The 14,287-nt window shown below is 50.9% G+C and carries 16 protein-coding genes, 1 tRNA gene and 1 pseudogene; 14 read left to right on the forward strand and 4 right to left on the reverse strand.

Translation table 11 applies throughout. The features are described from left to right. Nucleotides 1-100: 100 nt before the first annotated feature. The 3 genes from H9X84_RS08415 to H9X84_RS08425 form a co-directional block, all read right to left on the reverse strand. A complete protein-coding gene (locus H9X84_RS08415; protein ID WP_205133835.1) occupies nt 101-1,444 on the reverse strand; it encodes a relaxase/mobilization nuclease domain-containing protein in 1,344 nt (447 codons plus the stop codon). Continuing rightward, nucleotides 1,405-1,734 (reverse strand): plasmid mobilization protein, encoded by a 330-nt coding sequence (locus tag H9X84_RS08420; protein ID WP_205133836.1) that lies wholly within the window; start codon nt 1,732-1,734, stop codon nt 1,405-1,407. The genes H9X84_RS08415 and H9X84_RS08420 overlap by 40 nt, the downstream gene beginning before the upstream one ends. Before the next feature lie 246 nt (nt 1,735-1,980). Continuing rightward, nucleotides 1,981-2,349 (reverse strand): helix-turn-helix transcriptional regulator, encoded by a 369-nt coding sequence (locus H9X84_RS08425; RefSeq protein ID WP_205133837.1) that lies wholly within the window; start codon nt 2,347-2,349, stop codon nt 1,981-1,983. Between the two features lie 300 nt (nt 2,350-2,649). Between H9X84_RS08425 and H9X84_RS08430 the strand changes: the two genes are divergently transcribed. From H9X84_RS08430 to H9X84_RS08465, 8 genes are all read left to right on the forward strand, one after another. Next, the gene (locus H9X84_RS08430) at nt 2,650-3,033 is read left to right on the forward strand and encodes a hypothetical protein (protein WP_205133838.1); all 384 of its coding nucleotides are present in this window, start codon (nt 2,650-2,652) and stop codon (nt 3,031-3,033) included. 2 nt (nt 3,034-3,035) lie between these two features. Next, the gene (locus H9X84_RS08435; protein WP_205133839.1) at nt 3,036-3,233 is read left to right on the forward strand and encodes a helix-turn-helix transcriptional regulator; all 198 of its coding nucleotides are present in this window, start codon (nt 3,036-3,038) and stop codon (nt 3,231-3,233) included. 14 nt (nt 3,234-3,247) lie between these two features. Continuing rightward, complete coding sequence (locus H9X84_RS08440) at nt 3,248-3,835, forward strand: stage II sporulation protein M (protein WP_205133840.1); 588 nt, start codon at nt 3,248-3,250, stop codon at nt 3,833-3,835. 10 nt (nt 3,836-3,845) lie between these two features. Next, the gene (locus H9X84_RS08445; RefSeq protein ID WP_207750550.1) at nt 3,846-4,031 is read left to right on the forward strand and encodes a cysteine-rich KTR domain-containing protein; all 186 of its coding nucleotides are present in this window, start codon (nt 3,846-3,848) and stop codon (nt 4,029-4,031) included. Between the two features lie 523 nt (nt 4,032-4,554). Next, nucleotides 4,555-4,986 carry a sigma-70 family RNA polymerase sigma factor gene (locus H9X84_RS08450; protein WP_205133841.1) on the forward strand — a complete coding sequence of 144 codons (432 nt, stop codon included), beginning with the start codon at nt 4,555-4,557 and terminating at the stop codon, nt 4,984-4,986. 5 nt (nt 4,987-4,991) lie between these two features. Further along, complete coding sequence (locus H9X84_RS08455; protein ID WP_119345203.1) at nt 4,992-5,225, forward strand: helix-turn-helix domain-containing protein; 234 nt, start codon at nt 4,992-4,994, stop codon at nt 5,223-5,225. Between the two features lie 526 nt (nt 5,226-5,751). Continuing rightward, nucleotides 5,752-5,958 carry a helix-turn-helix domain-containing protein gene (locus tag H9X84_RS08460; RefSeq protein ID WP_080906690.1) on the forward strand — a complete coding sequence of 69 codons (207 nt, stop codon included), beginning with the start codon at nt 5,752-5,754 and terminating at the stop codon, nt 5,956-5,958. 21 nt (nt 5,959-5,979) lie between these two features. Beyond that, entirely contained in the window at nt 5,980-7,374 is a 1,395-nt protein-coding gene (locus H9X84_RS08465; protein WP_193499870.1) for a site-specific integrase, read from the forward strand. Between the two features lie 189 nt (nt 7,375-7,563). On the opposite strand, the gene H9X84_RS08470 is transcribed toward H9X84_RS08465, so the two are convergent. Further along, nucleotides 7,564-7,640, reverse strand: a tRNA-Arg gene (locus H9X84_RS08470). A 300-nt stretch (nt 7,641-7,940) separates the two neighbouring features. Between H9X84_RS08470 and H9X84_RS08475 the strand changes: the two genes are divergently transcribed. The 6 genes and pseudogenes from H9X84_RS08475 to tet(W) all read left to right on the forward strand — a co-directional run bounded on the left by H9X84_RS08475 (nt 7,941) and on the right by tet(W) (nt 14,287). Next, nucleotides 7,941-8,144, forward strand: a complete 204-nt coding sequence (locus H9X84_RS08475) for a helix-turn-helix domain-containing protein (RefSeq protein ID WP_205133842.1) — start codon at nt 7,941-7,943, stop codon at nt 8,142-8,144. A gap of 259 nt (nt 8,145-8,403) precedes the next feature. Further along, on the forward strand, nt 8,404-9,303 hold the full coding sequence (locus H9X84_RS08480) for a DUF6017 domain-containing protein (protein ID WP_205133843.1): 900 nt from the start codon (nt 8,404-8,406) through the stop codon (nt 9,301-9,303). 5 nt (nt 9,304-9,308) lie between these two features. Continuing rightward, nucleotides 9,309-9,788 (forward strand): PcfB family protein, encoded by a 480-nt coding sequence (locus H9X84_RS08485; RefSeq protein WP_205133844.1) that lies wholly within the window; start codon nt 9,309-9,311, stop codon nt 9,786-9,788. Further along, entirely contained in the window at nt 9,788-11,557 is a 1,770-nt protein-coding gene (locus tag H9X84_RS08490) for a VirD4-like conjugal transfer protein, CD1115 family (RefSeq protein WP_205133845.1), read from the forward strand. Before H9X84_RS08485 ends, H9X84_RS08490 begins: the two co-directional genes overlap by 1 nt. Before the next feature lie 29 nt (nt 11,558-11,586). Continuing rightward, nucleotides 11,587-11,715 (forward strand): annotated as a pseudogene (locus H9X84_RS08495) (Maff2 family mobile element protein); the annotation flags it as partial. 652 nt (nt 11,716-12,367) lie between these two features. Continuing rightward, nucleotides 12,368-14,287: a tetracycline resistance ribosomal protection protein Tet(W) gene (tet(W), locus tag H9X84_RS08500; RefSeq protein WP_002586627.1), complete on the forward strand. Its 1,920-nt coding sequence runs from the start codon at nt 12,368-12,370 to the stop codon at nt 14,285-14,287.

A 14,287-nucleotide genomic window follows, 5' to 3' on the forward strand; every position in this document is an offset into this window, starting at 1 on the left:
TGTATGAATTCTTAGTAGTTGATTCCCTGCACATAAATAAGTTTCAGTAACCATTCAAAGTTGGCAACAGTTCAATTACTGTGTATATTTCTATGCCGCTCTAAAATAGTTCTAATTCCATACTTGCCCTTTGTCCCTTTTCTCTTTCCATTAGGACATCTACATTCTGGCGGAGGGTGTCATACTCCCTTTCTTCCCGCTGTATCTTCCGAAGTTCCGTTTGCAGAGCAGCCTTGTGAGCGGAGAGTCCATCCAGTTCTGCTTTCAGCTTTTCGGCTGAAGGGAGTCTGGGAAGTCCTGCCTTCTTGATGTCCCTGGCTGCCGCCTCGAACAAGATGATCTCGCTTTCAAACCCACGGAGGAATTTTTCCTTGTCCTTTGATGCCTTGTAGCGGTCATAGACGGGTTTTAGTTTGCGGTAGGTGTCGATCTGCTTTCCCAGGAGGGCAAGGTTGGTGATTCGCTGCTCCGTATCCCGCAGGCTCTCCCTGGTGCGGATGGAAGCGGCAGCAACGGCGTCGCACCGTTCTACCAATTCCTCATAGCTTCCGATGCCGTGTTCGGTGAGAAAGTTCATGGTGGCGGCTGCCCGTTTCAGATTCTCAATGGTCGCCCACCGCTGGTATCCGGCGCTCTGCTGAGCCTTGATATTGTTCTGAATGTCAATGAGCAGGCTGACCTTCCCGTTGCGCTGCCGGGGCTGTCTGGAGGGCCTGGGGCCTCCGGCAATCCGGCTGGCAACGGCTTTTTCTGTGTAATCGGCGCCCAGGGTTTTGAGCCGGGTAAACCGCTCCTGATCCGGCGCTCTAGCGGAGATATACTTTCCGCACTTGATCTCGTATCCTTCCCGCTGCAAGCGGGCAAGCAAATCTTCCAGGCTGGAGGATGCGGGTATCAGCCGGTCGATGGCGGCTTTCAGCTTTGCTTTATAGCTGGTGCCGTTCTGTGCGGCCTGATGCTCAATATAGCTCTTGCCTTTGTCCCGGCCGGGGACGATAACGGACAGACCGTGTTCTCGACACAGCTTATCGCTGGCCCGGCGTATCTCATGGTAGCTGCGCTTGTTGGAATGGTAGTGCTTGTGGTCGGTAAAGCTGACCGCATTGAAAATCAGATGGTTGTGAATATGCCCCTTATCAATATGGGTGGTAAGTACAAACTCGTACTTGCCACCCAATATTTCTTTTGCCAGCTGCATCCCAATCTCATGGGCTTCCTCGGCGGAAACCTCCCCAGGCTCAAAGGCTTGGATCAGGTGGCAGCCTAGGTGTGTGCCCTTGTCAATGGAATGGCGGCGTGTCCATTCAAATTCAATGTCTGCGGTCTCGGCAACGCAGCCGAAGGAAGATACCAGCAGCTTACCGTCCGTCTTGTCGGGATTGCAGATATAGTCAATGGCCGCTTTCAGCGTTGACTTAATAGGATGCGTCTTTGTAACTGCCATATCTGATCCAGCCTTTCCCAGATTTCCTCCATGTCGGCCTGATAGGTGGGGCCTCCGGCATTGACTCGCTTGGCGACCTGATTGATGTTCCGGCCAATGGCGGACAGGAGCTTGTTCATCTCCTTGATGTCCCTGGTGTCCACATAGATGATGTACCCGTCAATCGCCATCTTCCGCAGGTAGGCCCCGATCCGCTTTGTCTGGAGCTGGGCCATCTTCCGCTCGATTAGGGTGCGCTCTTCCGCTGTTACCGGGCAACGCAGGATGATGGGGCGTTTTCGATTTACCATAGGGCGACACCTTCCTTTCTGCATAAGGGTTTGGGAGTATCCCAACAAGCAATTTTGTGTTTAGGGGAAAGGGGTTCCCTAAAGCAAAAATTCGCAAGTGTGGCTACACTTGCTGTGCTTGCTCTACGCTCCTTCCCCCGTAAATACAATGCCGGGAACATCTTCATCTGCCCACAAAATCCCGGATTTTTCAAAAAAGAAAAGGGCGGCAGAGCCGCCCTGGAGAAACGAAAACAGAGGATGCTTTCACACACCCCCCGTTTCTTTCGCTAATTGTTCAATTTTCAGCGCCCCGTCGATTGCGCCCTCAATGACTGGTAAATAGTGCTCCGGGCAAAGTTTCAGTTTGTGGCTGACACGCTGCCGTTGTGCGCTTTCCTCCCGCATGACCTCTGGATTAAAGTATCGTTCCACGGGAAGTCCACACACTTTGATAAGCTGTATAATAACCGGCAGAGCGGGAATCGTACCCTCGTTCTCGATATTTGCGAGATACCGGGAGTCGATGTTGACGATTTCCGCCAATGTCCTGCGCGACAGATGCTTTGCGTTCCGTGCGGCTTTTACGTCGGCACCGAAAGTTTCAAAACCGGGGCAATCTTCAATATTCGCCATATAGCATCACCCACTTACATTTTATATTTCATACTTTGCCCGTGGAATGTTGCTATATGTATCAAAACTGCATTTTATTATTCATATTTAGTAAAAGAAGACAGGCTATTAGATTGCCGATGTCGCTACAATCTAATGGCCTGTTTTTGTAATCTTATTGTTTTGTTTTCTTCAAGTAGTTTTTAAGGGATTGGTATTCTTTTTAATCTCTGGCAAGGCGTATACCCTATTGACACCGACAATCAGGAGTGATATATTTATAACATCATGAAGTTACAAATATATCACTCGGAGGCTGTTATGAAAAAAATTAGTCTAAGGACACTTATGTTTGTTCAAGCCATTGTCGCATTTTGTATTCCTGTATACTATCACTTGATGGTGGTTTACAGGTTGAACTCCAATGCGCCGGTGTGGATTGCAATTATTCTTCTGGCTGTTGTAAGTTGGCTGAAAAGAAATTCTGATGTCATGGATGAGTATGCTAAAAAGACTATGCAGATCGCAGATGCAATCTGCTTTAAGGTTGCACTTGTCTTTATGGGAATTATTATCTTTCCCTTTTTGCTGCTGGATGGCAATTCTCCATATTTAGCTGGTTATCTTTTGACGGGCGGTATTTTTATTTTAGTGCTAGTTCGAGCCATTGTCTTTTACTGGATTGATAAAAACGGGATGGAATAACAATGTTAAAAACAAAGATTAAAGAATATAGAGAAAAAGAAAATATGAAACAAAGTGAGTTAGCCGCATTGATTGGGGTTCGCAGAGAAACAATCGTTCATTTGGAAAATGGGCGATATAACCCATCTCTCAAACTGGCAATGGATATTGCGAAAGTCTTTCATACGACGGTGGAAGAGTTGTTTGAATTTACAGACTGAAAGAAGGCATGGGTATGTTTGGTAAAACAGCAAGATTTTTTGGTAAGCACATCTTAAAATTATTTTTGTTGACACTCGGAGCAATAGTTTTACTTACAATCGTTTTTTTCTATTATTATGAACAAAATCCTGCGTATGCAATAGAAGAAATACAATCTTTTAAGGCTACGACTGCTAATCTCATAACCTCAGACAATAAGATTTCTTTCATAGCTCTATTTCTTAACAATATCAAAGCAGGAACATTCTATTTACTATTTGGCTTTATTGCACCACTATCTGTCCTTGTGACCGTAATACTGACTAAAAGTTTAGGGGCCTCACTTGTATATTCGCAAGTAGAAAATTCAATTCCAGCGTGGAAAGGCTTACTGGTTAATGTTCTTCCACACGGCATATTTGAATTATCGGCGGTCTGCCTTTGCATTTCCGTTGGCCTTTATATTGGTACATATTGGTTTCGAAAAAATAAAGTTTACAGAGGAAAACAACTGATAAAATACACCGTAATATTGTATGTTTGCCTTGTCTTTCCGCTTATGCTTTTGGCTGCACTTATTGAAGCCTACATTACTCCACAACTTGGGGCCATGTTCTTATGAGGATGAAATTATGAGTGAAAATTGGATATTGTGTCCGATATGCGGAAGTAAAACAAGATTGAAAATCCGTGAGGACACTGTGCTTGAAAAATTCCCTCTATATTGCCCAAAATGTAAACACGAAACACTGATCGAAGTTCATCAACTGAATATGTCCGTTATCAAAGAGCCAGACGCTAAGACGCAGAGCCGATAACACCGAGGGAAAACCTCGTAGGTTATCGGCTCTGTTTTTATATTCTCAATGATCTGCCCGGCGGCAGAAAAGAAAAAAAACGCCGCGGGGCAGACGGCTTTCTGCGCGCAAAAGCACTTTCTTCACGGCGGTTCGATTCGAGCCGCCGTTTTTCTTTGCCCTGACAGCTTCCGCGGCGGCATAAAAGGAGGATGCCGCCATGCTGCGCCGGATACTATCCCCGCCTGATCTGACAAGGATTAGCCGCTCAAAAAAAGCCCGTTCCAGTCGGCGGAGAGGTTCGGCCATGAGTATGAACTATACCATGTAAACAATCTGCATATTACTTGCTATTGCGCCCGGTGGGTCTGTGACCTGCCGGGCGATTTTTGTCGTTTCCTGCGGTCAAGATGGCTGGCCGTTGATTTTCTCAAATTTTCTTCAAAAAGGAGGCGCTTAGCGGGCAGAACACGCTCTCGCAGGATTGGTAGTAGCGGAAAGGGAGAGAACCACCTGATCCCCCCATGGAAAGGGGGTGAAACTGATGGAATCTGACCCCCGCGACTATGGCGAGCAATGCCGGTTCGATGCTTTTTGCAAGAAGGTATTGCGAAACGAGGCCAGAGCCTACCTGCGGAACATGAAACGCCAAAGAGAGCGTGAAGCCTTCTTTAGCGACTTGTCCCAGGCGGAACTGGACAAGCTCTGCGTCGTGGATCGTTACCCCAGCGACAGCATTGTGTTCTCGTCGCACGGCTACGATCTACATATCGACAACGAGCTTGTGGCCGAGGCTTTCTCCGCTTTGCCGCAGATGGAGCAGAGCATTTTGATTTTGCACTGCACCCTGGACCTGGCAGATGGAGAGATCGGCAATCTCGTTGGGATGTCCCGGAGCGCCGTTCAGCGGCACCGGACGAAGGCGCTGCAGGAGCTGCGCGAAGCATTGTCGGCGCTGATGCCGAAAGGAGGCTGAGGAAGATGACAGAGCCCATCCACAAGGGAAAGGACCTGCCGCCCGTTTGGGTGATCCATGCGGCCTCCAGCGGTGACAGCGAGGCCATGGAGCAAGTGCTGCGGTACTACGACGACTATATGAGTCGCCTGTGTACCCGTACGCTCTATGACAAGGACGGAACCCCTCATGTGTGCGTGGATACCCACATGAAACGCTGTCTGGAAATCCGACTGATCCGGGCTGTGATGCGCGCCTGATCCTTTCCGCTCTGGCAGAAAGCAAGCGGCTTACCCTTTCCTCCTTTGCCGATGCCAGGGCCACCCCACCTTGACAAAGAAAGCCTTCGGGCAGCATAAGGCAGACGGATACGATCTGTCTGTGTGGAGCTGGTCGGCCGGTGCGCCATGACCCTGTTGCAAGTCCGCAGGACGGGACCCCTACTAAACAGGTGAGCGACAAAATCAGGCCGTAAAACAGGTGTGGCAGCCTGTGGGCGAGGATGCACAGACAGGATAATGAGACTCCCGCGTTGAACGCCCTCAAAGCATTGCGCGGCGCACCCATCAGCATGGGCCGGGGTGAGATTCCCGTGGAGCTGCGGCCAGCAGCCATCCGTTTTTTGCCTCTTTTATTTTCAGATAAATCTTCTGCTTTTCTGTTTACGGATAGTTCGTAAACTTTCCATTAGCAGCAGACAAACCCGAAACGGCGCGGTACAATGAGGGTGGAAGTTATGAATGAACACCTCATTGCGTGCCGTTTCTGACAGGAAAGGAGGCTGCTGTGTCAGAGATTCAGAACGGTACGGAGAAAAGGCCTTTGGAGTGCCGCACCTATACGGTCAATGAGGTTGCCCGTATATTAGGCGTCAGTCGGACACAGGCATACCGCCTTGTGCAGGAGGGCCTTTTCAAAAGCGTACGAATTGGTAACGCCATACGAATTCCCAAACGGTCGTTTGACAAGTGGCTGGAGCCGCTTGACCTGTGACACAAGAAAGGAAGGTTCGTTATGGCATCCATTATCAAAAGAAAGAAAAACTATTCTATTGTTTATACCTATGTGGACGAGAACGGCGAAACCAAGCAGAAATGGGAAACCCGCACTTCCTACCAGGAGGCATTGAAACGCAAGGCAGAGATTGAGAGCCAGAAAAGCTCCAACTCCTTCCTTCCGCCCACCAATCAGAATATTGCGGAGTTCCTGTCGGACTTCGTCTCCCTCTACGGCGAAAAGCGGTGGGGTGTGTCCATGTATGACAGCCAGAACTCGCTGATTGCCAACTACATCAACCCCATCATCGGGGATATGAAGGTGCAGGACATCACCACGCGGGTGGTGGACAAGTACATCCAGACCTTGCAGAAAACCCCTGCAGTGAACACCAGGACACACCACGCCAAAACGGAGTTTGTCACCAACGCTACCATCGAAAAGATCATCAAACTTCTCCGCTGTGCATTCAAGCAGGCGGTTCGGTGGGAACTGGTTGCAAAGAATCCCTTTGACAATGTGGTGCTGCCCAAAGTGGAATACAAGAAGCGGGACATCTGGACAGCCGATATGATCCGCACCGCCCTGGACCAGTGTACGGATAGCAAGCTCTATGTGGCAATGAACCTGGCCTTTGCCTGTTCGCTGCGCATGGGTGAGATTCTGGGGCTGACCTGGAGCAATGTTCACATCTCCGATGAAGAAATCGCTGATGACAACGCTTATGTCTATATCGACAAGGAGCTGGCGCGGGCCTCCAAGCGGGCCATTGAGATGCTGGGGCAAAAGGACATCTACCATGTGTTCACGCCGCTGTTTCCCAACACCAGCACCAGGATCATCCTGAAGAAGCCCAAGACCGATTCCAGCATCCGCAAGGTGTGGCTGCCCAAGACCCTGGCTTACATCCTGCGGGAATGGAAATCCGCGCAAGACGAGCTGCGGGCGCTGCTCCGCGACGAGTATCAGGACTACGATTTGGTGGTGGCACTGGCCAATGGCCGCCCCTGTGAGGACCGTATCATCCTGAAGTCGTTTGAGAAGCTGCGGGAGAAAGCAGGGCTTCCCAAAGTGGTCTTTCACTCCCTGCGTCATTCCAGTACCACCTATAAGCTGAAGCTCAACCATGGCGACCTGAAGGCCACCCAGGGCGATACGGGCCACGCTCAGATCGACATGATCACCAGCGTGTATGCGCACATTCTGGACGAGGACCGCAAGATCAACGCCCAGAAGTTTGAGAGCGCCTTCTATGCCAATCCTGACCTGCGTTCGGTTCGGCCCCCGGAGGAACCGAAGGAACCGGCACCCGCCACATTGGATTTGGAGGCCCTGGTAGAACAGCTTCGCAAGTCGCCGGAACTGGCCAACACACTGGCTGCATTGCTGGCGTCGGCCCCATCCGAAAAATAGGGCGGAAAAATCGTATTAGCAAATCGGCGTTTTTTATTAGCAAGGCCGGAAAAATAGTTCGAAGCCAATTAGCAGGCATACAGCGGAAAATGTATAAAATTGTTCCGGCGGAGCGGCAAAAACGCTCCAATGAAATGATAACAAAAAACCGCTGTAAACCATCAAAAAACGGCTTACAGCGGTCATTTTTGGCACCCCCGGCTGGGTTCGAACCAGTGGCCTGTCGCTTAGGAGGCGACCGCTCTATCCAACTGAGCTACGGGGGCTTATACAGAAAATATTCAATTTTACAGGGCTCCAGGATTCGAACGATTCGATTTTTAGGAGTATGGCGTGCCGCTTGGTACATCGTCCGTTTCATAATTTGCCTTGTTGTTTTATCCGAAATTGTATTGCCTGGTTACTGGTCAATCTGCATAAAAATCCCTGTGATGCCGCCTCGTGACGGGGCGTTCAGAAAGTCAAATTAGCAAATTCTTAGCAGGAATGGTGTCTGACAGGGCCTTTCCCATCAGGGAAACCGGGCAGGTATGGGCAAAATGCCGACAAGAAACGGGAGGCAGATTATGAGTGCATCGGGCGGAAAGCAGACGCCGAAAAACAGAACCTATACCGTGGAGGACATAGCCGCTATCCTCGGCATTGGAAAATCCTCTGCCTATAAGCTCGCAAACTCCGGCGAGTTTCAGACGATCCGGATTGGAAACATGATCCGCATTTCCAGAAAATCCTTTGAGGATTGGCTGGGGATGGAGGACAACGAGGAGTAAGTAATGAGCAACTGAATACAGACCGGCCATCTGCCGGAGCAACGCCATAGGTTACACAAACCTGTGGCGTTTTTTATGCCCTGCCGAGGGTGCATGAAACTGTATGAATACGGGTGGGAAATACCCTGTTTTTTTGCCTGTGGGCGGCGAAAGTGAAACCTCCCATATTCTTTCCCTCATGGGAGGCGGGGTGGTGATACAGGGTCGAAAATCCGCCGAAACGAACACTTTTCAAAACCGAAGGAAGGAGGTATCCAATATGGCGGTATTCCGCATTGAGAAAACCCGTGATTATACGGTGATGTCCAACCACCACCTGCGGGACAAGTCGCTCTCGCTGAAAGCGAAGGACCTTCTCTCCCTCATGCTCTCCTTGCCGGAGGAATGGGACTATACCACCAAGGGGCTGGCTCGGATCTGCAAAGATGGCGTTGACAGCATCTGCGCCGGGGTGCGGGAGCTGGAGGAACACGGCTATGTGATCCGCCAGCGGGTCCGCAACGCAAACGGTCAGCTCGGCGCCATCGAGTACACGATCCTGGAGCAGCCCAGACCGCCGGAACCTAAACCGGGAAAACCTGAACGGGAAAATCCAGTCTTGGATAATCCTGAACAGGCTTTACCTGTCTTGGCAGAACCTGAACAGGAAAACCCCGCACAATTAAATACTAAAGAATCAAGTAAAGATAAATCAAAAAAAGATTTATCAAGTACGGAAGGATCAAATCCTATCCTATCAAGCCCCCAAACCCCCAGGGGCCCGGATAGGGCCGGACGGGATTGGATGTGGGAGCGAGAGAGCTATCGGGAATTGATTTTGGAGAACATCGAGTATGACTATCTCATCCAGAACCACCAGCTTGACCGGGACCGTTTGGATGAACTGGTGGAGCTCATGGTGGACACGGTGTGCTCCAACCGGGAGATGATCCGTATTGCTGGGGACGACTACCCGGCGGAGGTGGTCAAGTCCCGGTTCCTGAAGCTGAACAGTTCCCACATCGAGTATGTGCTGGACCGGATGCGGGAGAACACCACCTATGTCCGCAATATCAAGAAATACCTGCTGGCCGCTTTGTATAACGCCCCGGCCACCATCGACAGCTACTACACTTCCCTGGTGAGCCACGATATGTACGGCGGCGGAGATCGGAGGTGATGTGCGTGCAGGAAGAAATCACCCAGGGCGTGGTCTCCCTCTCGGTGGAGACCGGCAAGATGACGGCGGACCTGCTCCAAAAAGCCGTGAAGAAGGTGCTGGATGAGATGCAGAAGAAGCCATCCCAGCGCAGCTTACACCAGGGAAAACAGACCCTGCACCAGCTCAAACAGCATGGGGCCTCCCTGACCAACATTGAGATCACCGAACAGAACATTAAGGCGTTTTCGGCGGTGGCGAAAAAGTATGACATCGACTATGCCCTGAAAAAGGACCCCACCACGGAGCCCCCGCATTACTATGTGTTCTTCAAGGCGAAGGATAAGGACCAGCTCCAGCCGGCCTTTAAGGAGTTCACCGCCATGACCCTGGGCCGGGAGAAGCGCCCCACCATCCGGGAGCGGCTGGCCCAGGCCCAGGAACAGGCCAAGACCCAGCACCGCCAGCGGGAGAAGGTCAAGACCAAGGACCGGGAGGTGACGTGATGACCGATAAACTGAAAAAGCAGCTCATCCTCAACCTTCCGTATCTCATCTTTGTGTATCTCTTTGACAAGCTCTGCCAGGGCGTGCGGCTGGCTCCTGGGGCTGACGCCTCGGAGAAGCTGCTCCATATCGGGCAGGGCTTTTCGGCGGCCTTTGCCAGCCTGGCGCCCAGTTTCCATCTGCTGGACCTGTGCGTGGGCGCCGCCGGCGCGGTGCTGATTCGGCTGGCGGTCTACTCCAAGGGCAAAAACGCGAAGAAATACCGCCGGGGGATCGAGTACGGGAGCGCCCGATGGGGTACTCCGGCCGACATCGCCCCCTACGCAGACCCGGACTTCTTCCAGAACGTCCTCCTCACCCAGACGGAACGGATCACCATGTCGAGTCGCCCCAAGGAGCCCAAGTACGCCAGAAATAAGAATATTTTGGTCATCGGCGGTTCCGGCAGCGGCAAGACGCGGTTCTTTGTCAAGCCCAACCTGCTTCAATGCCATTCCTCGTATGTGGTCACGGACCCCAAGGGCACCATCTTACAGGAGGTCGGCGCCCTGCTGGAGCGCAGGCAATATCGTATCAAAAGCCTGAACCTCATCAATTTCAAAAAATCCATGAAATACAATCCCCTGGCGTATATCCGCAGCGAAAAGGACATTTTGAAACTGGTGAACGCCCTCATTCTCAACACCAAGGGAGAGGGCGAAAAGAGTTCCGAAGATTTTTGGGTCAAGGCCGAGCGGTTATACTATTCTGCCCTCATCGGCTACATTTGGTATGAGGCGGAGCCGGAGGAGCGCAACTTCATCACCCTGCTGGACCTTATCAACGCATCAGAGGCCAGAGAGGATGACGAGGAGTTTCAGTCCCCGGTGGATCTGCTGTTTGCCAAGTTGGAAAAGGAGCCGCCGGATCATTTCGCCGTGAAGCAATACCGCAAATTTAAGATGGCTGCCGGCAAAACTCTGAAATCCATCCTGATTAGCTGCGGCGCCCGCCTCTCTCCCTTTGATATTCAGGAGCTGCGGGACCTTATGGCGGAGGACGAACTGGAGCTGGACACCCTGGGCGACCGGAAATCGGCGCTGTTCGTCATCCTTTCGGACACGGACAGCACCTTCAATTTTGTGGCAGCACTCATGTACTCCCAGCTTTTTAACCTCCTTTGCGACAAGGCGGACGACTTCTACGGCGGCCGCCTGCCGGTCCATGTGCGGTGCCTCCTGGACGAGTTCGCCAACATCGGGCAGATACCAAACTTCGATAAGCTGATCGCCACCATCCGGAGCCGGGAGATCTCGGCTTCTATTATTTTGCAGTCACAAAGTCAGTTAAAGACCATCTACAAGGACGCCGCAGACACCATTGTGGGCAACTGCGACAGCACCTTGTTTTTGGGAGGCAAGGAGAAATCCACCCTGAAAGAAATCTCGGAGCTGCTGGGCAAGGAGACCATCGACAGTTTCAATCAATCCGAGAACCGGGGCAGCCAGGTCTCCCACGGCCTTAACTATCAGAAATTGGGAAAGGAGCTGATGACACAAGACGAACTGGCAGTAATGGACGGAGGCAAATGTATTTTCATGCTGCGGGGCGTGCGCCCGTTCCTTTCGGACAAGTACGACCTGACCAGGCATCCCGATTACAAATATACTGCCGACGCCGACAAGAAGTACCTCTTTGATATGGAACGGTACATGAAACGCAGACCGGCCATCGTAAAGCCGGATGAGCCTTTCGAGATGTACGAATTGACAGCCGCAGACCTTCAATAACGATTCTACAACGAAAGGAAATATGAATTATGGATTTTTTCACTAACGCTATCGACGTTTTGCAGACTCTGGTCATCGCCCTGGGCGGTGGCCTGTGCGTGTGGGGCGGCATCAACCTTCTGGAAGGTTACGGCCAGGACAACCCCGCCTCCAATGCTCATGTACGGTAAGGAAGCAAGCAACCGAAAACAAGAGATAGACCGCCAGCACTACACTATTCCGAACCAAAGACCAAAAGATAAGCATTGTGGGAAAATCTAAACTTTTGGATTTTCCTACAATGCCAACTACGGCGGAATCCCTCCCACTCCTTATATCTTTCTGTATACATTGAATTTGTATTTAGTAAAATGCAGACAACACCACGGATCGGCTTTTGGTTGGACAATTCCAACCAAACACCACAGCAGACAGCAGAAAACATTCTGAACGCTAGGAAGCCGGTATGATTGTTACATATAAGGGGAAGAAAAATTTCTTTTAGGTACTTGCTTTCCTAAAACTGATGTGATACAATGATTTAATCCAGAAAAGGAGTAAAAAATATGCGGCAAGGTATTCTTAAATAAAACTATAATCAAATAGTGGGAACAAAGGATTATGATAGCTCCTTTTGTAGGGGCTTAGTTTTTTGTACCCAATTTAAGAATACTTTTGCCTTATCAATTTTGACATATCCCCAAAAACAGCAATCACAAACAGGTGTATGCTGTATATGTGTATGTCCGCAACTTATAATCCCCAGTGGTAAAAGTATTTTACTGCTGGGGATTTTTATGCCCTTTGGGGCTGTAAAGGGAGGACAATCACATGAAAATAATCAATATTGGAATTCTTGCCCATGTAGACGCTGGAAAGACGACCTTGACGGAGAGCCTGCTATATGCCAGCGGAGCCATTTCAGAACCGGGGAGCGTCGAAAAAGGGACAACGAGGACGGACACCATGTTTTTGGAGCGGCAGCGTGGGATTACCATTCAAGCGGCAGTCACTTCCTTCCAGTGGCACAGATGTAAAGTTAACATTGTGGATACGCCCGGCCACATGGATTTTTTGGCGGAGGTGTACCGCTCTTTGGCTGTTTTAGATGGGGCCATCTTGGTGATCTCCGCTAAAGATGGCGTGCAGGCCCAGACCCGTATTCTGTTCCATGCCCTGCGGAAAATGAACATTCCCACCGTTATCTTTATCAACAAGATCGACCAGGCTGGCGTTGATTTGCAGAGCGTGGTTCAGTCTGTTCGGGATAAGCTCTCCGCCGATATTATCATCAAGCAGACGGTGTCGCTGTCCCCGGAAATAGTCCTGGAGGAAAATACCGACATAGAAGCATGGGATGCGGTCATCGAAAATAACGATGAATTATTGGAAAAGTATATCGCAGGAGAACCAATCAGCCGGGAAAAACTTGCGCGGGAGGAACAGCAGCGGGTTCAAGACGCCTCCCTGTTCCCAGTCTATCATGGCAGCGCCAAAAATGGCCTTGGCATTCAACCGTTGATGGATGCGGTGACAGGGCTGTTCCAACCGATTGGGGAACAGGGGGGCGCCGCCCTATGCGGCAGCGTTTTCAAGGTTGAGTACACCGATTGCGGCCAGCGGCGTGTCTATCTACGGTTATACAGCGGAACGCTGCGCCTGCGGGATACGGTGGCCCTGGCCGGGAGAGAAAAGCTGAAAATCACAGAGATGCGTATTCCATCCAAAGGGGAAATTGTTCGGACAGACACCGCTTATCAGGGTGAAATTGTTATCCTTCCCAGCGACAGCGTGAGGTTAAACGATGTATTAGGGGACCAAACCCGGCTCCCTCGTAAAAGGTGGCGCGAGGACCCCCTCCCCATGCTGCGGACGACGATTGCGCCGAAAACGGCAGCGCAAAGAGAACGGCTGCTGGACGCTCTTACGCAACTTGCGGATACTGACCCGCTTTTGCGTTGCGAAGTGGATTCCATCACCCATGAGATCATTCTTTCTTTTTTGGGCCGGGTGCAGTTGGAGGTTGTTTCCGCTTTGCTGTCGGAAAAATACAAGCTTGAAACAGTGGTAAAGGAACCCTCCGTCATTTATATGGAGCGGCCGCTCAAAGCAGCCAGCCACACCATCCATATCGAGGTGCCGCCCAACCCGTTTTGGGCATCCATAGGACTGTCTGTTACACCACTCTCGCTTGGCTCCGGTGTACAATACGAGAGCCGGGTTTCGCTGGGATACTTGAACCAGAGTTTTCAAAACGCTGTCAGGGATGGTATCCGTTACGGGCTGGAGCAGGGCTTGTTCGGCTGGAACGTAACGGACTGTAAGATTTGCTTTGAATACGGGCTTTATTACAGTCCGGTCAGCACGCCGGCGGACTTCCGCTCATTGGCCCCGATTGTATTGGAACAGGCATTGAAGGAATCGGGGACGCAGCTGCTGGAACCTTATCTCTCCTTCATCCTCTATGCGCCCCAGGAATACCTTTCCAGGGCTTATCATGATGCACCGAAATACTGTGCCACCATCGAAACGGCCCAGGTAAAAAAGGATGAAGTTGTCTTTACTGGCGAGATTCCCGCCCGCTGTATACAGGCATACCGTACTGATCTGGCCTTTTACACCAACGGGCGGAGCGTATGCCTTACAGAGCTGAAAGGATATCAGGCCGCTGTCGGTCAGCCGGTCATCCAGCCCCGCCGTCCAAACAGCCGCCTGGACAAGGTGCGCCATATGTTTCAGAAGGTAATGTAA

The sequence above is a fragment of the Anaerotignum lactatifermentans genome (genome assembly GCF_016902535.1).
GTDB lineage: Bacteria > Bacillota > Clostridia > Lachnospirales > Anaerotignaceae > Anaerotignum > Anaerotignum lactatifermentans_A.

Bases quoted from the DNA above. Each gene is read 5' to 3' on its own strand.
- H9X84_RS08415 (WP_205133835.1), bottom strand. From the start codon at position 1,444: ATGGCAGTTACAAAGACGCATCCTATTAAGTCAACGCTGAAAGCGGCC.
- H9X84_RS08420 (WP_205133836.1), bottom strand. From the start codon at position 1,734: ATGGTAAATCGAAAACGCCCCATCATCCTGCGTTGCCCGGTAACAGCG.
- H9X84_RS08425 (WP_205133837.1), bottom strand. From the start codon at position 2,349: ATGGCGAATATTGAAGATTGCCCCGGTTTTGAAACTTTCGGTGCCGAC.
- H9X84_RS08430 (WP_205133838.1), top strand. From the start codon at position 2,650: ATGAAAAAAATTAGTCTAAGGACACTTATGTTTGTTCAAGCCATTGTC.
- H9X84_RS08435 (WP_205133839.1), top strand. From the start codon at position 3,036: ATGTTAAAAACAAAGATTAAAGAATATAGAGAAAAAGAAAATATGAAA.
- H9X84_RS08440 (WP_205133840.1), top strand. From the start codon at position 3,248: ATGTTTGGTAAAACAGCAAGATTTTTTGGTAAGCACATCTTAAAATTA.
- H9X84_RS08445 (WP_207750550.1), top strand. From the start codon at position 3,846: ATGAGTGAAAATTGGATATTGTGTCCGATATGCGGAAGTAAAACAAGA.
- H9X84_RS08450 (WP_205133841.1), top strand. From the start codon at position 4,555: ATGGAATCTGACCCCCGCGACTATGGCGAGCAATGCCGGTTCGATGCT.
- H9X84_RS08455 (WP_119345203.1), top strand. From the start codon at position 4,992: ATGACAGAGCCCATCCACAAGGGAAAGGACCTGCCGCCCGTTTGGGTG.
- H9X84_RS08465 (WP_193499870.1), top strand. From the start codon at position 5,980: ATGGCATCCATTATCAAAAGAAAGAAAAACTATTCTATTGTTTATACC.
- H9X84_RS08475 (WP_205133842.1), top strand. From the start codon at position 7,941: ATGAGTGCATCGGGCGGAAAGCAGACGCCGAAAAACAGAACCTATACC.
- H9X84_RS08480 (WP_205133843.1), top strand. From the start codon at position 8,404: ATGGCGGTATTCCGCATTGAGAAAACCCGTGATTATACGGTGATGTCC.
- H9X84_RS08490 (WP_205133845.1), top strand. From the start codon at position 9,788: ATGACCGATAAACTGAAAAAGCAGCTCATCCTCAACCTTCCGTATCTC.